This window comes from Helicobacter sp. 13S00482-2, from assembly GCF_002272795.1.
Lineage (GTDB): Bacteria > Campylobacterota > Campylobacteria > Campylobacterales > Helicobacteraceae > Helicobacter_J.
In genome coordinates, this window is record NZ_MLAT01000012.1 from 1 (window position 1) to 24408 (window position 24408).

Genomic DNA, 24408 nt, shown 5'->3' on the forward strand with positions numbered 1-24408 from the left:
TATCAGATAGAGGATTAGCTTTTAATAAACCTATATTAAAGGCATATCTCCAAAAGTCCCTAATAAGCCAAAATGCTCTTCTGGCTGAATCAGGACTGCTTGTTTTTTCAAATTTAATAACAATATCGATGACATCTCGATGAGTAACATCATTGATATTCAAAGAAGAAATAATGCTTCTATCCTTATCATATTTTGAAAAATAAGGGAGAAAAAACCCTTCAAAGAATCTTTTAATTCTTTGTATTGCACCTTTTTGTAGTTTTTCACTTTTCCTTAAAAACCATTCCTCATAAATGTTATGAATTTGAGCTTGTGTATCAAATGTTAAAAGCATCTCTTCTTGTTTTTTGATAAATTGAGGGTCTTGATTATTAAAAATAAGTTCTTGATATTCTAAGGCTTTTTTTCTTGCTTGTAATAATGAAATTTGAGGATAAGAACCTAAATTGATGATTTTTCTTCGTTTCTGATGAGTGTATCTGTATTGCCAATACTTATAACCTAAATGATGAACTAATAATCGCAATCCTTTTATATCTGATAAAAAATAGTCTTTTTCTTTTGGTTTAGCATTTTTAATTTCAAGTTCTGTCATTTCTAGCCTTTTTAAAAAATCAAAACAACACAAGACTTCTTTAATTTGGGGATCAACTATAAAAGTGGTTACAAAAAAAGAAGCTATAAAATTATAGCCATTTTTGTGTCCGTTTTTGTAACCATTTTTTATTGACTACAATATACTATGATTAGTATGCAATATACTATGAAATGCAATGAAAATATTAGAAAATAGTTAATCAGCGTTGTTATTTATGAGATTTGGGGTAATCAATAGGAGATAATATACTATGATTGAATATGAAATGGAAAGTTGTAATGGTGGAGCTGTGGGGAATCGAACCCCAGTCCAAAAACCATACCTATCAAGAGCGTCTACATACTTAGGCAGAATTGAAAATTCTTTTTGTATGTTTGTTCAATTCCCAAAACATAACACACAAGCAACCAAAATCTTTCCTTATGAACCTGGCATCTCAGAAGGGCAACTAGCAATTTTGATGATCAGAAAAGCTAGCTAGTATGACTAACCTGATCAGCTCCTAAGAGTTAAGTTAAACTCACGCGATTTTTGCGTAAGCTGGAGCGTAATTTGTATTATTTGCGTTTATTGTTGTTTGTAGTTTTACAGCGTACAGCTGGTATGCAACTCAAGCGATATAGCTCCTGTCGAAGCCAAATCAACCCCAAAAAACCTCCTAATTATACTGAAAAATTTTTAAAAATAGCTATTTCTGATAGATAACATCAATGTCATCGCTAGGGACAAAAATAAAATCTTTATCATCTATAGTTGCATTGATAAGGACATTGCTAAATTTTATCTCTGTGGCATTTCCAAACTCATCTACAAATTCCAATAAATAGGGTTTCTTATCCTTAAAAGTGAGCATATATGAAGTATCTCCAACTTTGGAGCAATACCTTCCATCTTTTGAAATCACAGCCTTTTTAAGTATGGAAATAAAATCAGTCTCCTGTTTTAAATGCGTGATGGTAGCTTGAAACAGATTAGGTTCATAAACAACCACATCCCTTCCATCAATATAAATTTCTTTTTTTAACGGCTTAAAATATATCCATTTTGCAAAACCAGGTGCTTTTGCTTCTATAATACCTTCATAGGAAGCTTTTACCGAACTATCACCACGAACATTTTGAATAAACTGAGCTCGAAAGGTTTTTATATCTTTGTCTAGATCATCGGAATTAGCACTCACGCACAAAAGAAAAAACAAAAACAAAACTCTCATAAAGTACATTCATATCCCTAATAGCAATATTTTTTTTAAACCAATTTTACCCTAACTATGTTAAAATAAAATTACTCAAAAAAATCGAAGGTTATCAAATGATACAAAAACTGATAGGAAAGATCATAGGGACTAGGAACGATAAGCTTATAAAAAAATACCAAAAACGGGTTAATTCAATCAATGCGCTAGAACCAAAATACCAAACGATGAGCGATGAAAATTTACAAGGTGCATTCAATCATCTCAAAATTGCCCTGCAAGAAGGTAAAAAAACTCTTGATGATGTTTTAGAGGATAGTTTTGCAATCACCAGAGAAGCCTCTAAAAGAATATTAAATATGAGACATTTTGATGTCCAGCTCATCGGCGGTATGGTTTTAAATGATGGCAAAATAGCCGAGATGAAGACAGGAGAAGGAAAAACTCTTGTGGCTACTCTAGCTGTTGCATTAAATGCAATGACTGGTAAAAGCGTTCATGTTGTTACTGTAAATGATTATCTAGCCAACAGAGATGCAAACGAAATGGAGCCCTTATATAATTTTTTAGGCTATACCATAGGAGTGATAACAGCTGAAGTCAAAGATGATGAACAAAGACTGCAGGTTTATTCTAACAATATCATATATGGCACAAATAATGAATTTGGATTTGATTATTTACGTGATAATATGAAATACTCTCTTGATCAAAAAGTTCAAAAAGAACATTCTTTTGCAATCATTGATGAAGTAGATTCCATCTTGATAGATGAGGCAAGGACACCACTCATTATATCAGGTCCAGTCAATCGCAAAATGGAAAACTATGAGAGTGCCGATCAAGTAGCAAAAAAACTTAAAGTTAATGAAGATTTTACTATTGATGAAAAAAATCGAGTCATCCTCATTAATGAAAAAGGTATCAAAAAAGCCGAAGAGTTCTTTGGGATTGAAAATTTATATAGTATAGAAAATGCCGCACTATCACATCACTTGGATCAAGCTTTAAAAGCAAATCATCTATTTGCAAAGGACAAAGATTATGTCGTCCAAGAAGATGAGGTTATCATAGTGGATGAGTTTACAGGACGCCTGAGCGAAGGTCGTAGATTCAGTGAAGGTCTCCATCAAGCCCTAGAAGCAAAAGAAAAGGTAAAAATAAAAGAAGAGAGTCAGACGTTAGCTGATATCACATTTCAAAATTATTTTAGACTCTATGAAAAGCTCTCTGGTATGACAGGAACAGCACAAACAGAAGCGAGCGAATTTCTCCAAATTTATAATTTAGAAGTTGTTTCTATTCCTACAAATGTTCCCATCAAAAGAAAAGACCTTAACGATCTTATTTATAAAAGTGAGCAAGAAAAATTTGAAGCGGTTATCAATAAAATCAAAGAGCTTTATTCAAAAGGTCAGCCTGTATTAGTGGGAACTGCCAGCATTGAAAAAAGTGAAGCTCTTCACGCACTTTTACAAAAAGAACGTATCCCTCATACTGTCCTTAATGCAAAACAACATACAAGGGAAGCTGAAATCATCAAAGATGCGGGAAAAAAAGGAGCAGTAACTATCGCTACAAATATGGCTGGGCGTGGTGTAGATATAAAACTTGAAGAAGAAATCAAACAACTAGGTGGATTATACATTATCGGGACAGAGCGACACGAGAGTCGCAGGATTGATAATCAACTAAGAGGAAGGAGTGGAAGACAAGGCGACCCTGGCATAAGTCAATTTTATTTAAGTCTAGAAGATCCCCTTCTTCGGATATTTGGTAGCGATAAAATCAAAGGAATAATGGAAAGATTGGGACTAAAAAATGGTGAACATATAGAATCAGGGCTAGTCACTCGTTCTGTAGAGGGTGCACAGAAAAAAGTGGAAAATTTACATTTTGAATCCAGAAAACATCTCTTAGAATATGATGATGTTGCCAACGAACAAAGAAAAACTGTTTATAAATTTAGAAATGAGCTATTAGATACGCAATACAATATGAGCGAACGCATTGAAGAAAACCGCCAAAGTGCAATTATGCAATCTCTTCAAAAAGTGAAGAGTTTTGAAGGTGATGATATGGATATAGAGGGAGTAATATCTATCATAAAAGAAGAATTTGGCTCACAGTTAAGCAAAAATGTTCTAGAAGATTTAAATCAAGATAAAATTTATGAATACATATTAGAAAAACTTTCAAAAGAATACAAAGAAAAAATGTCTCTCCTAGCAGATGAGCAAAAAAATGAAATAGAAAGAATTATCTATTTACAGGTGCTTGATAATAATTGGAGAGAACATCTCTATACGATGGACAATCTAAAAACAGGTATAGGACTCAGAGGCTATAATCAAAAAGATCCTCTTGTTGAATACAAAAAAGAAAGTTACAATCTTTTCATAGAACTGATTGAATCAATTAAAACTGAAGCAATCAAAACACTTCATATCATACAATTTACTCCCGAAGATAGCAAACAAGCTCAAGATGGAACCCAAAAAATCATAGAAGAACTTGAGGAATCCCAAAAGGAATTGAATTATAATCTTGAAGACATAGAGCTTGATATTAATCCAAAAAAAATATCTAGAAATGATTCTTGTCCATGTGGTAGTGGTAAAAAATATAAACAATGCCACGGTAAAAGTGGTCCAAAAAAAGGCTTATTGGCTCAGAATGCTTAGCAAGACAATTTTGATAAAGTTTTTACTCAAACGTTACTTACGTTTTGACAAAGCTCAACCATTTATATCTATCACAGCTATTTTGGCATTTTTAGGTGTGGGCGTGGGTGTAATGGTGTTGATTGTTGCGATGGCAATAATGAATGGAATGAGCAAGGAGTTTGAAAAAAAACTCTTTGTGATGAATTATCCTCTAACTTTATTTGCGACCACTCCTAAGGGTGTCTCTGAAGACATATTAGATGCATTAGAGGAAAAATTTCCTCATTTACTTTTTAGTCCTTATTTAAAAATTGAATCTGTGACAAGACACAATGGCGTTATGTCTGCTGGAATTGTTTTTGGAGTAGATATTCAAAGAGAGGCTAAAATCAATGAAATATTAGCACAGGCAATCAAAGGCATAAAAATTTCAGATTTTTATCAAGATAAATTTTCTCTGATCATAGGCGAAGGACTCAAAGAAATACTGATGGCACAAAAAAACAGCAAAATCAGTTTATTTTTTACAAAACTTGAGCCCACTGGTCTGACTTTTTCTCCGACAATGAAAAGATTTGATGTGAAGGGTTTTTTTAGTTCAGGACTAAAAGCCTATGATACTAGTTACCTGTATGCAAATATCTCTGCGATTGCTGCGATAAAAAATGTTCCTGCTGGTATCTATAATGGAATACATATATACTCAAAACATCCGATGCAAGATATCGCCAAAATCAAAGAATTTCTCTTGAATACACAAAATAATGGGGTGGCAGTTGAAGGTTGGTGGCAACAAAATGGAAATTTCTTTTCTGCAATGGCGTTAGAAAAAAGAGTTTTATTTATCGTATTGATGTTAATTATTTTGATGGCCTCCTTAAATATTATCAGTTCCCTTTTGATGGTCGTCATGAACAGACGAAAAGAAATTGCACTGCTTTTAAGTTTAGGTGCAAGTTCTAACGAAATTAGAAAAACATTTTTTTGGTTGGGAAATCTTATTGGAATAAGTGGAATCATTTTTGGAGTGATACTATCAATGCTGGTTCTTTATGTTTTATCTACATTTCCTATTATTTCACTCCCTGCAGATGTCTATGGAATAACTAAACTCCCTATTGATCTGTCTTTGATAGATTTTTTTTCAACCATCATTGGGGCAGTTCTTATTGTATGTGCCTCTTCCTATTATCCAGCAAAGAAAGCTTCTGAAGTAAATGCGTTGTCTGTTTTAAGAAATGAATAATCTAAGATTTAATTCTTTTTAAGCTTAACTAGCTTAACATATCATACTTTAGTTTGTAAGTTTGAGTTTTTTGGTATTTCTAAGATCTCTGATTTTCTCTGCCTACACATTAAAGATCGAGTTCGGTTGAGGTTTTACCTCTAATTTTTAGTATAACGGAGAATGAATTGAAAAGTATTTATGTAGGAAATCTCGCTTATAATGCGACCAATGAGGATGTTAAAGAACTCTTTAGCAAGTATGGCAATGTAGTTTCTGTGAAGTTAATTAGCGACAGAGAAACTGACAGAGCTAAGGGCTTTGGCTTCGTAGAAATGGAAGACGATCAAGCTCTCAAGGCTATCAGTTCTTTGAATGAAACAGACTTTATGGGTCGAACAATCAGAGTAAATGAAGCGAATCCAAAAACAAGATAACTTCATTTGGTAAAGGGTTCATCCCTTTGCCATTTTTTCAATAACTCTTTCGCATTTTTTTGTATATCATTTTTCCATAATCCCCCAATAACAGCTATCATATCAGCATTTTTCAGATGAAATACATTTTCAGGCGAAATCCCCCCGATGGCACAGATAGGAATCTCTAACTCTTCTTTTGCTTTTTGTAAAATATCCAAAGGAATTTGCTTAGCACTAGGCTTGGTAGCAGAAGGGAAAAACGCACCGAAGGCTACATAATCAGCACCTTGTGCTTGTGCTTTTCGTGCGAATTTTAAAGAATCATAACAAGAAACTCCAATTTTTCCACTAAATCTTCTTCTAGCTATTTTTAAATCACAATCTTCCCCTCCTATATGAAGAGCGGGAGCATTTATCGCAATGGCAAGTTCAATTCTATCATTCATTACAAACAAAACATCTTTTTGCGTGCAGAGTTCGCATAAACTCTTAGATATATCAAATATTGCATTATCGCTATGATTTTTATCTCGCAACTGGAATACCCTCACACCTCCTAAAATTGCTAGATTGAGCATATCAAAAATTTTTTCATAAGGAGTAAGCTTTTCATCACTGATTGCATAAAGGCCATTTAATTGCATTTATTCGCCCAAAACCATATCTTTTGCTTTTAGCAATAATTCTCTTGCATTATTTTGTATAAAATATTCAGCTAATTGCTTTGCCAAAAAATTGCTATCTGAAACTTCTCCTTCAATACTATGTTTGAGTATTTCGCTCCCATCAGGAAGTCCAAGTATTGCGTTTATAACAATCCCTTTATTTTGAATTTTTGCATTCACACCAATAGGAACCTGACATCCACCTTCTAGCATTCTTATGAAGGTTCTTTCTGCCTCAGCACATACACTAGTGTAATGATGAGAGAGTTTTTTTATTTGGTCATACATATGATGGTTTTCTTTCATCTCAATTCCCAAAGCTCCCTGCCCCATTGCAGGTATCATTATTTGTTCAGATAATGAAACTATATATTTCACTTGTTTTTCATCAATATTCAAGCGATTCACACCTGCTTTTGCCAAAATAATCGCATCAAACTCCCCATCTCTTAATCTCTTTAATCGGGTCTGAACATTTCCACGCAAACTCTGTGTATCCAAATCATCTCTTAAAAATTTTAATTGCATTGAACGTCTTAGGGAAGTTGTCCCCACTTTAGAACCTATTGGTAAGTCTTCCAAACTAGAATATTTTTGACTCAAAAAACAATCTCTGACATCTTCTCTCTCAGTAATACAAGCAAGTCCTAATCCTTCTACAAAATCAACAGGGACATCTTTTAACGAATGAACTGCTAGATCAATTTTATCCTTAAGTAAAAGTTCTTCAAGCTCCTTTGTAAAAAGTCCCTTACCTCCAATTTTCGATAGCGGGACATCTAATATTTTATCCCCTTTTGTTTTTACGATCTGAATATCGCTTAATATTCCCAACTCCTTTTCAAGTCGTTTTTGTATATACTCCGCCTGCCATAACGCTAATACACTTCCTCTTGAACCAATAATAAGCTTACTCATCATTCCCCCTATCGAAGATTTTTTTGTTCTTGCACAATCTCCACTTCTATGATTTCTTGATTTGAATTTTCTTGATAATTCCACATAGATTGCTTGAAATTTCCAAAATCACTAGAATGATTTTCGCTATCTTTAAAAAAAGAATTACCAAGATTTCTTTTGGCAATCTTTAAAACAAAAAAAGCGTATATCTCCAAAATAATCCCTAAAAAATCAGCAAAAATACCTGGGAACAAAAGCAGAAAAGCTCCAAAAATACGAGCAAAGTTACCTCCTAAAAAATCTATCAAAGATATTTCTCCTCGAGTAAATCTTTTAAAACCTTCCAAAATATCACCCCTAGATAAAAACATAATAAACATGCTCAACAAAGATGTAATGACAAATTCTAAGAAAAACATCCAGGCACCAAATTCAGCTATATAAGCAGTAGTACAAACAACCTCGATAAAAATATAACCGATCATAATAAGATAAAAAAATCGCATATTAATCTCTTCTTGTATATTGAAATTTTTGAATGATTTGAGCTGTTAAATCTTCACAATCCAATTCTTCTTTTTGTAAGGTTTCTCGATACACTAACTCAATCTTTCCATCCTGAAAATTTTTACCAACAATAATTCCATATAAGGAACCTATCAATTCGAAATCTGCCATTTTTACTCCAAATCTAATATCTCTATCATCAAAAAGAACATCCAATCCTATTTTTTTTAATTCCTCATAAATTTTATAAGCGTACTGAAACTGTTTCTCATCTTTTGTATTTGAAACAATAATACTCAAATGAAAAGGTGCACTAGATAATGTCCATATACAACCCTTATCATCGGATTTTTGTTCCAATATAGCAGGAAGAAGACGTGACACACCAATCCCATAACATCCCATTTCAAAAAAACAACTCTTCCCATCTTTGTCTAAAAAACTAGCATTCAAGGGTTTTGAATAACGTTGTCCAAGTTTAAAAATATGTCCAACCTCTATACCTTTTTTATATTCAAGAATTCCTTCACAACAAGGACATCTGTCGCCTTCTTTAACCTTTGCTATATCTTCATAAGTTAAAGATTCAAACAAACTTAAATCAACTCCCACAAAATGATAATCTTGCTCATTTGATCCACATATCAAATCTTCGGCATTTTCTAGATCAATATCAAAGATGATATAACTTGCATTTGTAATATTTTTAAGTGCATAAGGGCCAATAAAACCTGGATTCAATCCACATTTAACGAGTTCAATAGCATCAACATCTGCCAACTCCAAAACATTTGCACCGTCTTTATTAAGAACATTTAATGCCTTGGTGATTTCAAGTTCATCTTCTCCACGCAAAAAGAAATAAACCAATTCATCAGGTTTGTTTGCTTCTGAATCAAAAATGGCTTTTTTTACTATGGCTTTGAGTGTAAAAAATTCATCTATCTTAAAAAACTGTGCAAGTTTTTCGATAGTATTAATATTTGGAGTGTGAAATTTTGCAAATTTTGCTTTAGGGGGAATCGCATCGCACGTGAGTTTTGAACGTTTTGCTGCTTCGATATTAGATGCATAATCACACTTAGAACACATCACGATGGTATCTTCTCCAGATTCTGCCAATACCATAAACTCTTTGCTCCCACTCCCACCAATAGCTCCACTATCAGCCTGCACAACTCTAAAATCAAGCCCAAGTATCTCAAAAATATTTCGATAAACCTGCTCCATCTGATTAAACTCTCTATCTAGATCCTCTTTGGTAGAATGAAAGCTATAAGAATCTTTCATTACAAATTCCCGACCCCTCATCAAGCCAAACCTAGGTCTGAGTTCATCGCGAAATTTTGTATGAATTTGATAAAGATTGAGTGGAAGTTGTTTGTAGCTTTTGACATAAGATTTTACAATCTCTGTTATGCTTTCTTCGTGTGTTGGTCCGAGTATAAATTCATTTTCTTTTCTGTCTTTGAATCTTAAAAGTTCATTGCCATATTTTTCATATCGTCCGCTTTTTTTCCATAACTCTGCGGGAGTAACAAATCCCATCAAAAGTTCCTGTGCACCAGAAAGATTCATTTCATCTCTAATGACTTTGGAAATTTTATCTAATACTTTTTTTCCAAGCGGTAAAAAATTATAAATACCACTTCCAATTTGATGAATATATCCTCCTTGAACCAAAAATTGATGACTTTTTAATACGGCATCTTTTGGGGTTTCTTTTGTAGTGGGAATAAACACTTTTGAAAATAACATTCTTCTTATCCTTAGTTTAAGGTCATATCATATTCACATTTATAACGATTGATAAGCATGACTTCATCATCAATATCAAAAACCGCTTTCATTGCCTCTATGATAGGATCAGCATCTTCTTTGTCTGCAAAATTTTTGATATTAATCGTAGGTTTATGCAAAAATACATTAAATGCATTATGAAGTACTTTTTCAATATTGTCCTGATATTCACTAGGAATAAAACCTTTTTTTATGGCTCTATCAAGTTCTTTTATAGACGCTTCCTTTGCAAGTTTTCTAATCGTCTTAATAAGAGGGTCCACTCCTAATGTTTGAAGCCATCTAAAAAACTCTAAAGTAGAAATTCCTACAATTTCATACGCCTTTGTGGTGTTTTTTCTTCTATTAATAAGATTCTCAGAAGCAACCTGTTGTAAATCATCTACAGAAAAAACAGATATATCGTCCATATTAGGATTTTCAATATCTCTAGGCACAGCTAGATCAAACCAAAAACGTTGAAAATCTACAGTTTTTATCATAGAGTTTTGAATAATATGATGAGGCGCAGAGGTGGCACAAAACAAAAGAGGATACTCATTAATAAGCGTGGATAATAGAGAAAAATCACGAACTTCGACCATACCCCTATACTCTGCATTAAGTTCATTTAAAAGATTCAAAGCATTTTGTTTATTTCGATTTAATAGCAATATTTTATACCCTAAATGGAGCAAATGCTTGCTTGCTAAGATACCCATATCCCCAACACCAACCACAATAGCAATTTTATTTTTGATATTAGTTTTTTCAAACAAAGCATTTGCTTCTTTAACAGCTATAGAAGCTATGGAAACAGCATTTTGGGATATTTGCGTACAATTACGAACTTGTGCAGCACATTTAAATGCAAAATGAATCAATCTTGTAAGATTTTTCCCACAAAACCCGCTATCAAAACAAAGTTTATAAGCACTTTTTAATTGGCCACCTATTTGGGTTTCTCCAACTACAATACTGTCTAGACTGCTTGCAACGCAAAACAAATGATGCACAGCCCCTTGATTAATAAAAACATCTGCTATTTCCTTCAATAAATTTACATTGATATCTCTTATTTTTGCAAGCAATGAAATAATAGAATCTCTTGTACTTTCAGGATCGTCTGTATAAGCATACATTTCAAAGCGATTGCAAGTAGAAAGCAGGATCATTTCCTTGAGATGATTGTCTTGAGTTTTCAGGGTTTGCAAAAAACTTTTAATCGACTCCGGAGATGCGAATGAAAGCTTCTCTCTCATTGTTATTTCGGTGTTTTTATGTGAAAAACTAATTGCTAAATATCCCGCCTCTAAATCCATCAAAACTCCCTGTTTATCATATTTTGAACAATCTCTTCAAGAGTCTTATTATTTTCATCCTTAATTGAAGAAATCGCTAAATTCGCATATCTTTTGGCCTCTGATTGAACTAAAGAAATAATATGATATTTCTCAAAACGCTCTTTTAACCACGTTCTTATCTCTGGTTTATCTTGTTTAAAATATGAAATCAAAATCTTTTTTTCATCTTTAGGAAGTGCTTCATAAAGATAAATATAAGGGAGTGTGGTTTTACCCTCTTTAAAATCATTCATCGAAGGTTTTCCAAGAGTCATTGATTCTTGAGTGACATCAAGTAAATCATCTATGATCTGAAAGGCAACCCCAAGATTACTACCATAGGCTTTGTATTTTTGATGATTTAAGTTTGCCAAAATAGCTGCTGACTCAGCACTTGCAGAGATTAAAGAAGCTGTTTTATCCTGGAGCATTTCAAAATATTTTCCCTTATCTGTATTAAATTCCTCTCCCATAAACACATCATCAATCTCGCCTCTTGAGAGCTCGACAACCGCATTAGAAATACTTTTAGCAATTCTATTATCCATCTTGGTAAGTTCAAAAAATGCTTTAGAGTAAAAAACATCTCCGAGCATTATGGAATTCTTATTTCCAAAAACAGCATTCACAGAAGGATTTCCTCGCCTGATATATGATTCATCAATTACATCATCATGGAGCAAAGAAGCACTTTGAATCATCTCAATAATTGCACACAAATCCACAACATCTGGATGATTGGGACATATCGCCAAAACAAGCTTACTTCTAAGCATTTTTCCCGAAGTTATCCTTGAAGAAAGTGCTTTTATACGAGGATTGCCTATCTCAGAAATAAAACTTTCTATCCTTTGAGTGATTTTCTCTAACATCAAATACCCCTAATCTTTATGAAAAAATCGTGCATCCCCAGATACACCCAACCATAATGAAGCTGTATTCTTTTTTTCATCAAAATCTTTAAACGAAAGATAGAGGTATGAAAAATCATTTCCAACATCTTTTTGAGACAACTCAAGCTTAAAACTCTCTCTTTGATAATCACGGTATAAAATAAACTGATAAGGAAATTTATCATAATTCAAATAAACAACAAGTCCTTTGTTCTTATACAGCGTCCATCTAAAAAAAAGTGGCTTTTTGAGATAACCTTGATAAAGTATTCCAGAATACACTTCATCTTTTTTTAAAATAATATTTTCACTTGTGTTCCAAATAGGAGCTTTAGCAAAAAGCAAAACACTCAAAGTAATGAAAATAAAGATTTTATTCATTTTCGCTTAGTATCTTTGCCATTGATTCAATTGCAATATTAATTTTTTGATGTTTAAGTCTCTCTTGCAGCTGCAAGTCATCGTCTAATTTTACATAAAACTCTCTAAGTTTTCCATCAAGAGAATGATCCTCAAGGATAATCTCATAAATCGCTTGCAATTCAAGTAATCTATCAAGCTCTAAACTTGATAATGTCTTGCTAGCGTTAAAAATAATATCCTTCCATTTTTCTAGGGGGTTTCCTTGTAAAACTTCTAAATTATCAAACTCTTCCCACATTATTTAATCTCCTTTTTTCTAACTAAAATTGCCTTTTTATGTGCATCAAGACCCTCTAAATCAGCCAATATAGAACATTTTTCTCCTAATTCATCAAGGGCTTGTTTTGAAAAACTAATAATAGAACTTCGTTTCATAAAATTTTCTGTTCCTAAGGGAGAGAAAAATTTTGCACTCCCACCTGTAGGAAGAGTATGATTGGGTCCTGCAAGATAATCCCCAATAGGTTCTGGAGTATTCTCTCCTAAAAAAATTGCACCAGCGTGCTTGATACTAGGCAAAAATTCAAAGGGGTTTTGAGTTAAAATCTCTAAATGTTCAAAGGCAAGCTTATTGCTCAAAGAAATACACTCATCCATATCCTTAGCTATAATAATAGCTCCACGATTAATAATACTTTCTTTTGCGATATCCTTGCGAGTAAGATCTAATAAAACTACCGATATATAGTCCAAAACTTCTTTGACAAGCTTTTCGCTTGTAGTGATTAATATAGAACTCGCCATTTCATCGTGTTCTGCTTGGGAGAGTAGATCATGGGCAATGTATTTTGGATTTGCATTTTCATCAGCAATGATACCTATTTCACTTGGACCTGCGATCATATCAATATTGACTTCACCAAATACAAGTTTTTTTGCACTCGCAACAAAAATATTTCCGGGACCTGTTATCACATCAACCTTTTCTATACCCTCAATACCATAAGCCATCAGTCCAATAGCACTCGCTCCACCAACTTTATATATATTTTTTATCCCACACAAATGTGCTGTAGCTAGGAGAATGTCATTGGTATGATTTAATGGAGTAGGATTACACACAATAATATCTTTTACACCTGCTACAACTGCAGGTATTGCATTCATTAATAAAGAGCTTGGATATATAGCTTTTCCACCAGGTATATAAAGACCAGCTCTATCAACAGGAGTCACTTTCTGCCCCAGAATAATTCCATTCTCTTCTAAATCAAGCCAGGTTTTTGGTTTTTGCTTTAGATGAAAAGAATAAATTCTGTCATACGCACTATGTAATGCCGACTTTGCCTTATAGTCCAATCGCTCATAAGCTTCTTGAAACTCTTGTGGGAATATACAAATATCATCTAGGTTCTGAGGTTCCCATTTATCAAATTTAAATATATTCTCTTTTAAAGCCTGTAATCCCCTAGAAGCAACATCATCTAAAATACTCTGCACGAGTGTGACTACATTTTTAATATCAAGCTTCCCACGATTTAAAATATCGGAAAAAGCGTGAGGAAAAGCAGAATCTGAAGTATTCAGTATTTTTATCATTCGCACCAATCTTTACTTTCAAGAATAAAACCTGAGGGTATTATAGCACAATCAGAAACAAGCGTTCAGTCTTGATAAAAATAAATACAAATAATAAACCCAATCAATATTTCTTTTTCCATATCCATATAAAATGATTTAGAAAATCCAAAAAATCCACCAAATAGATTTTGGAGCTAAAAAAAATAAAATGTGCAAAAAAATACTTATCTTAGATTTAAAAATCTAGGAATTTTAAAATTCAAAAATTGAAGATAAAACTTTTTAAAAAATATCCCTCTCCTTTTATCTAGATTTTCTGCCAGTTTTTTTTTACAAACTGATTTTCAAAAATCAATCTTCCGCCATTTGGGTTTCTTAAATTCTATAGATAAAGCAGATACGAATTCCGCTCCTTCATGATAATCCTAAACAGACAAACTGTGAAACTAATTAAAATTTTTTAGATGTATGAAAAAAAAAGGGGGGGGGGGACGATAAAATCTGAACTTTAAGACAAATTCTTAACTGTATCTTTTGTGCTAAGCCTAATCATATTTTCAAAAAATCAAAATACATAGTAGATAGATAAGATTTATAAAATCAGAATCTGGTTTTATAAAGATACCAATATTTATAAAAATTTGAATCTATATTTTATCATAAATCAGGTCTATTTAAAAAAGCAAATAAAAGACTTTGCAACCCCCTAACTAAAGTTATGAGTGTATTTTCAAGCAAATTATTTTAAAGAATCTCCTCTATTCTTTTTGGTTATCTCGTGCACGTATAGAAAATCTTAGATCTTATATTTGATGCATTTTTATTTTTGGATTTAAGGAAATATTGCATTTTAAATTTTTATAGTATATAATCCCATCTTCATTCAAGTTTCCAAATAATGTCAAGAGAAGATTGAATGAATTTTTTAAGGCCTTTAATCTACTTGGGCACTTAGATTATTTTGAATGGATAGCGTTCTTAAAATACTGATTTTGATTTGAATGAATATAAAATATTTTATAGAAATTCAAATATAACTTCAAGATTTTAAGGCACTCTTTTCTAGCATACTACCCCCCTCCCCATTCCTATGACAACAACTACAACTTAATCGGGTGCTAACGGGGGTATTGTTTAATTTTTAAAATTAGATCTTTTTAGAATTCATCTAGCTTCTTAGAAGAATTTTTTAGGTAATAGAGATGGGGGGGGGGGCTAAACCCAAAATTTTTCACACCATAATTCAAAGCTATGGTATTTTTGATGATTTTTTTCATAGGGACTCCTTGAGATTATTCCTCTTTCGATCTAAATAATGTCATTTTTCAGTGGAGAGTATAACACAATTTTTTAAACTCGATAGTAAATGAACCTTAAAAAATGCCAAATTATCAAAAATATCACTTATTATTTTTATTAATTAAATTTTTAATTTTATTTTATTGATAATTATTATTTATGAAAAATACTTACATTTAAGCAATAGTTTTTTTGGGAATGATTGATTTTAATCATGATATTTGATAGATCCACAGAGAAAGAAGATGGAGAAATCTTTAATTTAACGCTCTAAGAAGTTGAAAAATGTTAATAAATATAAATAGTATGGATTAAGGGTCAATGATTCAAAATAAGTTCTTGATATTCTAAAGCTTTTTTTCTTGCTTGTAACAATGAAACGTGAGGATAAGAACCCAGATTGATTAATTTTCTTCGTTTTTGATGAGTGTATCTGTATTGCCAATATTTATAACCTAAATGATGAACCAATAATCGCAATCCTTTTATATCTGATAAGAAATAATCTTTTTCTTTTGGTTTAGCATTTTTAATTTCAAGTTCTGTCATTGATAACCTTTTTTATAAAATCAAACAACTCACAAACCCCTTTAGTTTGAACTAGATGTAATAAAGTGGTTACAAAACAAGAGGCTATAAAATTATAGCCATTTTTGTCTCCGTTTTTGTAACCATTTTTTATTGACTACAATATACTATGAATGGGTTGCAATATACTATGAAATGCAATGAAAATATTAGAAAATAGTTAATCAGGGTTGTTGTTTATGAGATTTGGGGTAATCAATAGGAGATAATACACTATGATTGAATAGAAAAGGAAAGTTGTGATGGTGCCGAAGGTCGGACTTGAACCGACACAGAGTTACCCCTACTAGATTTTGAGTCTAGCGCGTCTACCAGTTTCACCACTCCGGCATTTTACTATGGTGCGCTGAGCGAGACTTGAACTCGCACGAGTTGCCTCACCACCCCCTCAAGATGGCGTGTCTACCAGTTCCACCACCAGCGCACAAGCCTCCAAAAATGGAGGCGAGCATATTATCCTATAAAAGGATTTCCATAAATAGCTATAATTGCAAAAACAAGGGTATAAATAACCTGAGCTTCAATCATAGCAAGAGCAATGAACATCGTAGTCAAAAGTTTTCCACCAATGCCAGGATTTCTAGCGGTTCCTGAAATGGTAGCAGCCGCAGCATGTCCCATACCGATAGCACCACCAAGTGCAGCTATTCCTAATCCAATCACAGCACCTGCCACAGAATAGGATTTTATCATATCCATGCCAGTCACTTCGCTAGCAAAAGCAAATCCAATCACACCAAAAAAAACCATTAACAAAATTTTCATAACGAACTCCTGTAAAATTTAAGCTCTTTCGGATCTATCCCCTACTCAAAACTTCTTAAGGTGGGATTATCTCTAAAAATAACTAAATATAGACTTAATCTAGGCATTGAACTTGATTTAGCTTCTGGATAGGAAGATCTCTATCCTCTCTAATGGATTATTACCAGGTATTTCTTCTAAATTCAATAACAAAAGTGGAGGGAATTTTTTAGAAAGCTATCAAACAACACAAATGTTCAATTTCATGAGAGGTGATATTTCTAATATTATTTCTCAGATCTTAAGAGAACAAGTACGTATCAAACCTATCATCACGATTAAAGAAGGTAGCAGGATCTTTATTTCACCCAACACAGATATTTTTTTTCTAGTGCCCAAAAACAATGAATTAACCGCAGAGTTTTATAAAGAATATAAAAATAGATTCTAAGAAAGATATGGACTCCCTAAAGACTTGTTGGATTTTTCATTCGTGGAATGGACTTTATCATTCAGGTCAAAAAAATCAACAATGAGTCTGTGATTGAAGATATGCTTGATGTCAAAAAAGATTTAAAAAGAGTATTAGAAACTGTTTGAATAGCATAAATGAAAAATGGAATAAAAAAATGAAATACACCTAGAAGACGATTAATAAAAGTCAAGAAATGAACACTATTTTAGGGAGTAGCGTTACTGAAATTTTAAAATCAAAATAATCTCAAAAACAAGCTAATATATATATCTATTTGTAAATGTTTATAACTTAAAAACATCAGAGAGTCTGAAAAAAGCCTTACGACATGGTTAATAATTTTAGAAAAATAAGAGGGGAGAATCTCACCCTCTCACAAACCTCTCTATTCTTTTCATTCCTTCTATGATTTGTTCAGCTGAGCAGGCAAAAGAAAATCGAACATAGCCCTCCATACCAAAAGCACTACCTGGGACTAGAGCTGCTCCTTCTTTTGATAAAAGTTCGCTACAAAACTTCATCGAATCTCCGCCAAACTTATTAACCCCCTTAATGTTAATAAATAAATAAAATGCCCCTTGAGGTTTTTGAACACTCAAGCCACCAATATTATTGATGAGTTCACAGCCCAAATCTCTACGTTTCTCAAATGCATCTCGCATCATCTCAATGTCATTATCAGCATCACCATTTAAAGCCATGATAGAAGCCTTTTGAGTAATTGAATTGATATTGGAAGTGCATTGACTTTGCAAGTTATCCATCATTTTGATAAGTTTATCATCCACGCTAGCAAGATAACCCATCCTCCAACCCGTCATAGCAACAGCCTTGCTGAGACCATTAACGGTTATAGTGCGTTTCATCATATCATCACTAATAGAAGCCACAGACGTGAAATCCACACCATAAACTAGCTTTTCGTACATCTCATCACTCACAACCCAAATCTTGGTATCTTTTAATACCTCTGCAATCTCAGTGAGTTCGGCTTTTGTATAGACCATCCCCGTAGGATTAGAGGGAGTGGTAAGTACGAGGATTTTTGTCTTTGGTGTGATGGTGTTTTTGAGCTGTTTTGCGGTGATTTTAAAATGAGTGCTCTCGTCTGTGGAGATAAAAACAGGTTTGCCACCACTATAGACCACCAACTCTGGATAAGTAACCCAATATGGAGCAGGAATAATAACCTCATCTCCATTATCTATAAGTGCTTGAAAAATGTTAAACAGAGATTGTTTGGCACCATTGCTAACCAAAACTTGTCTAGGGGTATAAGAAAGCCCATTGTCTTTTTTAAGTTTTTTTACTATAGCTTCCCTTAACTCTAAAATTCCTGCAACAGCTGTGTATTTTGTAAAACCTGAGTTCAGTGCTCTGATGGCTTCATCTTTTATAACTTGGGGTGTGTCAAAATCAGGTTCTCCAGCAGAAAAACTGAGAATATCCCTACCTTTTGCCTTTAGTTCAGAAGCTAGCGTGCTAATGGCAATGGTGGCAGATTCTGATAGGTTTTGAATTTTCTGAGAATACATTATTTTCTCCTTCTTCTTTTTGGTTTTTTGACTATTCTAGCTGAAATAAATTTAAAATCATTTGATATTGATTAAGGAACATGAATTCACTGCTAAAAAGTTAGTAAATATATTCTATATCAAATTTGATTAATATCATATAAATTTATTTTTTAAAATATTCTGATATGTCTTTATAGATGCATTGAATTTATTTAAAAATGTTTTATTTTTATTTGTTAAATAATTGACCACTCGATGTAAATTATCACCATCAAGCTCAGTGATAACATTCAAAGCAGCTTTTGAAAAATCATTATCATTTGGAGAGTTCATTGCTTCTTCAAGTGCTTTGATATGTTTATTAAAAAGTTTTTTATTGATGATATCTCTTTTGTCTTGCTCAATAATCTCATTTTTTAAAAAAAGTAATTTAGAGATCGAAAGTCGCTTGAGGTAACTTCTAGGATAAGAGTGTGTTAGTTTTAAAACTTCTTGAATCAGATTTATTTTTTCAGGCGTTTCATCATAGTAAGCTTTATAGTTTTCTTCCATCAATTCAGGCATAAAATTTTTTATTATGCTGAGCTTAGATTCTGAAATTCGTTGAATATCACCCACATAATACTCATCTTCTGAAAAATGGTAGATTTGTTTTAGCTTCTTGATATTGTCTCTATTTTTTTCATAATAATGCATCAATTGGATTCTTTCTTCATCAGGAAGAGAAGCAAATCTAATTTTTAACTTTTCTAGCCAAACTTCTTGAAGTTGCCTGTATTTAACCTTTAAGATTTTTTCTATCTTTGGAGCTGGAACACTAAGATAAGATCGAAAAATCTCTAAAAACTGATCGTAAGTATATTCATCAATATATTCATCAATCATATCATACACCTTGGATATATCTCTTCCAATTTTTTTGATCTTTGTTTTGAGTTTATCCTCAATTTCATAATGCTTCAGGCCTTCTGCAGTAGCTATGCATATTTTTTTGTCTAGATCTGATTGGAAAAGATATATGGACTCCAAACTTTCTTTTTTGTAAAGTTCAAAAAGTTCTGAATTAGAGAGATGATCGAGTTCAATTTGAGTATGCCCATTATTAGATAGATAAACTTTCATCGACCTTGCAGAAGGTATATTACTTTTAGACATTAGCACTCTTGAGGGCTTGATAAATTTTTAATACATCAATATGTTCATCCACATCATGCACACGCAAAATATCTGCTCCATTTTGAAAGGCAAGTAGATGTAACGCAAGCGTACCATTAAGTCTCTCAAGGGGAGGTTTATCGATAATAGCACCTACTACACTTTTTCTACTTGCACCAACAAGTAGTGGATATCCAAAATGTTTGAAATGCTTGAGATGGTTTATAAGAGCTAGATTATCTAAAGTTTCTTTGGCAAATCCAATACCGATATCTAAAATAATATCTTCAATCCCATATGATTTGAGATATTCAATTTTTTCTGCAAAAAAATGATCTATATGCGAAAATAAATTTTCATAATCCGTTAATTCTTGCATATTCTTGGGTGTACCTTTAGTGTGCATTAAAATAACTTTTGCACCATATTTTGCAGCAATTTTTGCCATATCAAGATCGGCAAATCCACTTACGTCATTGATAATCTTAAACCCGTGAAAAAGTGCAAAATCTGCAGTAGAAGCATTATAGGTATCAATACTAAAGATAGCTTTTTGATTTAAATTTTGATTTTTAATATACTTGGCTATTTCTTTTATTCGATCTATCTCTTCTTGTGGATCTATCAAATCACTACCTGGTCTAGAACTAGCAGCACCTATATCAATGAGGCTAATACCTTTGTCAATGAGATAATGAATTTTATCAATACATCCTTGTGTGCTATGTCTGCTAGGAGCAAAAAAACTATCTGGGGTGATATTGATAATAGCCATAATTGCTGAAGAGGCTTTATTTTCTGATGAAATGCTAGTTCCATGCTTTAGATGTTCTGATATTGATTTTGCAATTTCTTTAAGACCAAAAGGCTGGATTTTACATTTTTTAATTATTCTTTCTAGCTGTGATTTTGTGGCAATCAATACGCCATCATAATGGCTTTCTTTGCCTAAAATGCATTCATAAGGAGTAGCAAAATCCCCTCCAACACTCAATGCCTCTTGTTTAAGTATATTGGTAGCTGGTAAAGAAAGAGAAGTGATATAAAAACTAAAAATCTCTCCTTTTTTCATCATAATATTACTTCCTGCTTCGTCAGTATTTATTTTTTTTAGATATTCGCAAAGCACTTGAGGATTGATTCTTTTGATAGATGTGAGGTTATTTTTTTGCATTTTTTGCCTTTAGATTTCGTAATATCATCAACAAGAGTGGGAGAAAAATATAAGAATCTTTTTGATAATTTTGATTTACTTCTAAGGCTTCATCAAAACTCTTTAGATCGCCATCATCAAGCTTTATATTGGAGTTTTTTATCATAAAGAGCAAAGACTGAATTCTTTCTTTAGTGGTATCTCTTGAAGGATTTGAGGCACTATCTAATGACTTCAAAAAAACATAAATACTCTTTAATGAAAGATTTTTAATGTCCAAATCAAGTTCCTCAAAAACTTTTGGATTCCTATGATCGTGAATTTGTAATCTTGATCTGATAGTTGGCAAAATAGAGGTCTTATTTCTCGCAATCAAAACAAAACGAGTTTTGCTAGGAGGCTCTTCAAGGACTTTTAATAATGCATTTTGTGCAAAATGATTGTAAGAGTTTGCTGCGATAACAATAGTTTTTGTATCTTCAGAGGCAATATAAGCCTCATTAATAACCTCATGAGAATCTTCTATCTTAAATTCATCACGTTCAAAAAGACGTAAAAACTGCGGAGGAATATCCTTGCTTTGGTTTATGGTTTCTTGTGTGATATTATTGTTTAGCACAATCATTCCATTATAAACTTGTTCCATTTTTCCTCTATTCCAATATGATTTTTCCAAATAAAGCATCAAAAAGAGTTTTTTCAAAGATCCTAAAAAGCTGGATCAATCTATAATCTATCATTGTATCAAGAGAACTTAGTGTCAATCCATCTTGAATAGAATCATCAAAAATCCAAAAAAATCCATTCTCCTTACTAAAAGCTAGATTTGCTAATGGTGTACTGGTTTTTCCGATATACCAAAACATATAATCTTTATAAGAAATATCTAGCACATCGTTAATTAACGAGGTTTCCTTAAATGTCAATGTTTTGGGCAACAATTCATTAGAATCAAATATTGGTAAAATAGGTCTTGACTTCCCACCTAAGCGATTAATAGAGGAGACAATGTATTTTCCAAACCATTGTCTTTCTTCATCAGTACATACAAGGACGGTTCCCCCATTTAAAATGTGACTAATAGTCCTAGAAGTCATAGAAACCCACTGATAGCGTTCCATTTCCAGCCATCCACTCATTCTTGCAAGACTTTCACCTTCTTCTCTAATCGCCTTAAGCATCCAATCTGATATTTCAACAGGAGTTATCATTTGTCTAACTCATATACAGAATGAAGTGTTCTAACTGCAAGTTCAGAGTATTTTATATTGATAATCATAGAAACCTTAATCTCACTAGTGCTTATCATCATAATATTGATATTTTCTTTTGCCAAAGCCTTAAAAGCAGCACTTGCAACTCCTGAATGAGACTTCATTCCCACTCCAACAATTGATACTTTTGCGATATCACAATCATAATCAATAGATTCAACATTACTCAAAAACTTTTCCAACACTTTTTTGGTCAAATCTGTTTCGGTTTCTGAAATAGTAAAATCAATATCTGTCTTGCCATCTCTACCGATAGTCTGGACAATCATATCAACATTGATTTTATTATCAGCAAGAGATCCGAAAATTTCTGCAGCTATTCCAGGTCTATCTTGAACATTAGCGATACTTACTCTTGCCTGATTTTTATCAAGTGCAATGCCACTTACAATTGGTTTTTCCATAATATTCTCCTCCATAGTGATTAATGTGCCTTCATCGTGAGTAAAAGAACTTCTTGTGACAAGAGGAACATTCCATTTTTTTGCTAATTCTACAGATCTATTTAATAAAACTTTAGCTCCCATAGAAGCAAGTTCCAACATTTCATCATAACTGATTTTATTTATCTTCTTAGCATTTTTTTCAATTCTAGGATCGGTTGTATAAACCCCATCAACATCTGTATATATTTCACACAAATCAGCATTTAAAGCACCTGCTAATGCGACCGCTGATAAATCACTACCCCCTCTTCCTAACGTAGTGACTTCTCCTTTTTTTGTAACCCCCTGAAAACCAGAAACGACTACAATATAGTCTTGTTTGAGTAAATCGGTAATTTTTTGAGTATCTATATATTCAATTCTAGCTTTTGTGTGGATATCATCAGTGATAATTCCTGCACCTCTTCCGCTAAGAGAAATGCATTTTTGTCCCATTGCATTTATTGCAATTGCTAAAAGGGCGCTAGTGATGCGCTCTCCACTGCTCAAGACCATATCAACTTCTCTCTCAACTGGGAACTTAGAAAAATGCTTGGTATAGCCTATAAGCGTATCTGTTTGACCACTCATAGCCGAAACAACCACAACCAAAGAATTTCCTGACTTCTTTGTCTGAAGTACGCGATCGGCAACATTTTGAATTCGTTCGCAATCCCCCATACTTGTGCCACCATATTTCTGAACAATCAACATTATAGATACCCTTCTTTTTTAAAATAATCAATAACCTGTTTATAGACTTGTTTTTTAAAATGTGTTACCCTCTCAAATAATTCATCATAACCTACAAACTGATATTCATCAAACTCTGGAATATCTGTTTGAATATTAATACTTGAATCATTTTTTAATCTCACAAGAAAGTACTTCTGTCTTTGTCCATCAAAAGGATAAAGCTTTTTGCTAAGCGTGGAAGGAAAGTCATATTTTATCCAAGTTGGACATTCAGCAATAATCTCTATTTCATCTGTTCCTATTTCTTCTTTGAGTTCTCTATAAAGTGCCGATAATGGAGTTTCATCCTCATCAATTCCACCCTGAGGGAACTGCCAAGCTCCTTTGATGTCACTGCGTTGAGCAATAAAAAATTCGCATTTGTTGGGATAGTTTGAAGACAAAATCACCGCAGCTACATTGGGTCTGTAGCTTTTTTTGATTCGCATAAATCGCTCCAGTTTTGAAAATATGACACACATTATATTAAATAATTGCTTTAGAGTGGTTTTTTAGAAGTAATTTTTGAATAATGTTGGGGAAAAATCCCCAAGAGTTATTTTTTAAGAGTTGGGATATATTTTGCAAGTGCATCAATATCAGCATCGCTTAATGGTTTGATTTGTCCCCACATAGTAGCTCCAAGTCCATACTGATTCAACTTACCAGCTTTATATCCCATTAAGTCTGTTTTTATTTTTTCTGTGCTTAGAGTATTGACAATTTTACTTTTTCCCAATGCTTGTTTTTCCATACTAGCACCATGACAAACCTGACATTTTGTCTTGATAATAGTTGCAGGATCTGCCTGTAATCCTAGTGTCATTAAACCGAAAATTCCAATCGCCAACAATGATTTTTTCATTTTACTTCCTTTTTTGATAAAATTACAACTGCAATATTAAT

The 24408-nt window shown here is 32.8% G+C and carries 25 protein-coding genes, 2 tRNA genes and 1 other RNA gene; 4 read left to right on the top strand and 24 right to left on the bottom strand.

Annotated elements, in window-relative coordinates:
• The 3 genes from BKH42_RS06315 to lolA all read right to left on the bottom strand — a co-directional run.
• Positions 1-598, bottom strand: a 598-nt coding sequence (locus BKH42_RS06315) for a DUF4102 domain-containing protein (RefSeq protein WP_143428576.1), incomplete at its 3' end; no start/stop codon positions are given.
• 282 nt (positions 599-880) lie between these two features.
• Positions 881-1249: a transfer-messenger RNA gene (gene ssrA, locus BKH42_RS06320) on the bottom strand.
• 40 nt (positions 1250-1289) lie between these two features.
• On the bottom strand, positions 1290-1823 hold the full coding sequence (lolA, locus tag BKH42_RS06325) for a LolA-like outer membrane lipoprotein chaperone (protein WP_095295781.1): 534 nt from the start codon (positions 1821-1823) through the stop codon (positions 1290-1292).
• Between the two features lie 89 nt (positions 1824-1912).
• Between lolA and secA the strand changes: the two genes are divergently transcribed.
• The 3 genes from secA (at position 1913) to BKH42_RS06340 (ending at position 6124) form a co-directional block, all read left to right on the top strand.
• Positions 1913-4480, top strand: coding sequence for a preprotein translocase subunit SecA (gene secA, locus BKH42_RS06330; RefSeq protein ID WP_180674003.1), 2568 nt, complete (start codon positions 1913-1915; stop codon positions 4478-4480).
• Positions 4473-5708, top strand: a complete 1236-nt coding sequence (locus BKH42_RS06335) for an ABC transporter permease (RefSeq protein WP_095295782.1) — start codon at positions 4473-4475, stop codon at positions 5706-5708. Before secA ends, BKH42_RS06335 begins: the two co-directional genes overlap by 8 nt.
• A 167-nt stretch (positions 5709-5875) precedes the next feature.
• The gene (locus BKH42_RS06340) at positions 5876-6124 is read left to right on the top strand and encodes an RNA-binding protein (protein WP_095295783.1); all 249 of its coding nucleotides are present in this window, start codon (positions 5876-5878) and stop codon (positions 6122-6124) included.
• Between the two features lie 2 nt (positions 6125-6126).
• Here BKH42_RS06340 and thiE read toward each other — a convergent pair whose 3' ends face one another.
• The 13 genes from thiE to BKH42_RS06405 form a co-directional block, all read right to left on the bottom strand.
• Positions 6127-6750 (bottom strand): thiamine phosphate synthase, encoded by a 624-nt coding sequence (thiE, locus tag BKH42_RS06345; RefSeq protein ID WP_095295784.1) that lies wholly within the window; start codon positions 6748-6750, stop codon positions 6127-6129.
• The gene (hemC, locus tag BKH42_RS06350; protein WP_095295785.1) at positions 6751-7689 is read right to left on the bottom strand and encodes a hydroxymethylbilane synthase; all 939 of its coding nucleotides are present in this window, start codon (positions 7687-7689) and stop codon (positions 6751-6753) included. It lies immediately after the preceding gene.
• Positions 7690-7697: 8 nt separating this feature from the next.
• Positions 7698-8177, bottom strand: a complete 480-nt coding sequence (locus BKH42_RS06355; protein WP_095295786.1) for an FxsA family protein — start codon at positions 8175-8177, stop codon at positions 7698-7700.
• 1 nt (position 8178) lies between these two features.
• Positions 8179-9936, bottom strand: a complete 1758-nt coding sequence (gene proS / locus BKH42_RS06360) for a proline--tRNA ligase (protein WP_095295787.1) — start codon at positions 9934-9936, stop codon at positions 8179-8181.
• Positions 9937-9947: 11 nt separating this feature from the next.
• Complete coding sequence (gene hemA / locus BKH42_RS06365; protein ID WP_095295788.1) at positions 9948-11279, bottom strand: glutamyl-tRNA reductase; 1332 nt, start codon at positions 11277-11279, stop codon at positions 9948-9950.
• On the bottom strand, positions 11279-12172 hold the full coding sequence (locus tag BKH42_RS06370; RefSeq protein WP_095295789.1) for a polyprenyl synthetase family protein: 894 nt from the start codon (positions 12170-12172) through the stop codon (positions 11279-11281). The genes hemA and BKH42_RS06370 overlap by 1 nt, the downstream gene beginning before the upstream one ends.
• A gap of 9 nt (positions 12173-12181) precedes the next feature.
• The gene (locus BKH42_RS06375) at positions 12182-12574 is read right to left on the bottom strand and encodes a hypothetical protein (RefSeq protein ID WP_180674004.1); all 393 of its coding nucleotides are present in this window, start codon (positions 12572-12574) and stop codon (positions 12182-12184) included.
• Complete coding sequence (locus tag BKH42_RS06380; protein WP_095295790.1) at positions 12567-12854, bottom strand: DUF2018 family protein; 288 nt, start codon at positions 12852-12854, stop codon at positions 12567-12569. Before BKH42_RS06380 ends, BKH42_RS06375 begins: the two co-directional genes overlap by 8 nt.
• Positions 12854-14155, bottom strand: coding sequence for a histidinol dehydrogenase (gene hisD, locus BKH42_RS06385; RefSeq protein WP_095295791.1), 1302 nt, complete (start codon positions 14153-14155; stop codon positions 12854-12856). Before hisD ends, BKH42_RS06380 begins: the two co-directional genes overlap by 1 nt.
• 1599 nt (positions 14156-15754) lie before the next feature.
• Complete coding sequence (locus BKH42_RS06390) at positions 15755-15985, bottom strand: Arm DNA-binding domain-containing protein (RefSeq protein ID WP_095295792.1); 231 nt, start codon at positions 15983-15985, stop codon at positions 15755-15757.
• Between the two features lie 282 nt (positions 15986-16267).
• A tRNA-Leu gene (locus tag BKH42_RS06395) sits at positions 16268-16354 on the bottom strand.
• 9 nt (positions 16355-16363) lie between these two features.
• A tRNA-Leu gene (locus BKH42_RS06400) sits at positions 16364-16448 on the bottom strand.
• A 29-nt stretch (positions 16449-16477) separates the two neighbouring features.
• Positions 16478-16789, bottom strand: a complete 312-nt coding sequence (locus BKH42_RS06405; RefSeq protein ID WP_095295793.1) for a F0F1 ATP synthase subunit C — start codon at positions 16787-16789, stop codon at positions 16478-16480.
• 232 nt (positions 16790-17021) lie between these two features.
• On the opposite strand from BKH42_RS06405, the gene BKH42_RS09520 reads away from it, so the two are divergent.
• Positions 17022-17219 (top strand): hypothetical protein, encoded by a 198-nt coding sequence (locus tag BKH42_RS09520; protein ID WP_095295794.1) that lies wholly within the window; start codon positions 17022-17024, stop codon positions 17217-17219.
• A gap of 389 nt (positions 17220-17608) precedes the next feature.
• On the opposite strand, the gene BKH42_RS06415 is transcribed toward BKH42_RS09520, so the two are convergent.
• The 8 genes from BKH42_RS06415 to BKH42_RS06450 all read right to left on the bottom strand — a co-directional run bounded on the left by BKH42_RS06415 (position 17609) and on the right by BKH42_RS06450 (position 24367).
• Positions 17609-18781: a pyridoxal phosphate-dependent aminotransferase gene (locus BKH42_RS06415; RefSeq protein ID WP_095295795.1), complete on the bottom strand. Its 1173-nt coding sequence runs from the start codon at positions 18779-18781 to the stop codon at positions 17609-17611.
• A gap of 132 nt (positions 18782-18913) precedes the next feature.
• Positions 18914-19915 carry a hypothetical protein gene (locus tag BKH42_RS06420; protein ID WP_095295796.1) on the bottom strand — a complete coding sequence of 334 codons (1002 nt, stop codon included), beginning with the start codon at positions 19913-19915 and terminating at the stop codon, positions 18914-18916.
• Entirely contained in the window at positions 19908-21089 is a 1182-nt protein-coding gene (gene folP / locus BKH42_RS06425; RefSeq protein ID WP_257874280.1) for a dihydropteroate synthase, read from the bottom strand. Before folP ends, BKH42_RS06420 begins: the two co-directional genes overlap by 8 nt.
• Entirely contained in the window at positions 21076-21714 is a 639-nt protein-coding gene (locus BKH42_RS06430) for a DNA polymerase III subunit delta' (protein ID WP_180674005.1), read from the bottom strand. The genes folP and BKH42_RS06430 overlap by 14 nt, the downstream gene beginning before the upstream one ends.
• A gap of 7 nt (positions 21715-21721) precedes the next feature.
• Positions 21722-22279 carry a HobA family DNA replication regulator gene (locus BKH42_RS06435; RefSeq protein WP_095295798.1) on the bottom strand — a complete coding sequence of 186 codons (558 nt, stop codon included), beginning with the start codon at positions 22277-22279 and terminating at the stop codon, positions 21722-21724.
• Positions 22276-23481, bottom strand: a complete 1206-nt coding sequence (locus BKH42_RS06440) for an aspartate kinase (protein WP_095295799.1) — start codon at positions 23479-23481, stop codon at positions 22276-22278. The genes BKH42_RS06435 and BKH42_RS06440 overlap by 4 nt, the downstream gene beginning before the upstream one ends.
• Complete coding sequence (locus BKH42_RS06445) at positions 23481-23951, bottom strand: RNA pyrophosphohydrolase (RefSeq protein ID WP_095295800.1); 471 nt, start codon at positions 23949-23951, stop codon at positions 23481-23483. The genes BKH42_RS06440 and BKH42_RS06445 overlap by 1 nt, the downstream gene beginning before the upstream one ends.
• 107 nt (positions 23952-24058) lie before the next feature.
• Complete coding sequence (locus tag BKH42_RS06450) at positions 24059-24367, bottom strand: c-type cytochrome (protein WP_095295801.1); 309 nt, start codon at positions 24365-24367, stop codon at positions 24059-24061.
• Between the last annotated feature and the right edge of the window lie 41 nt (positions 24368-24408).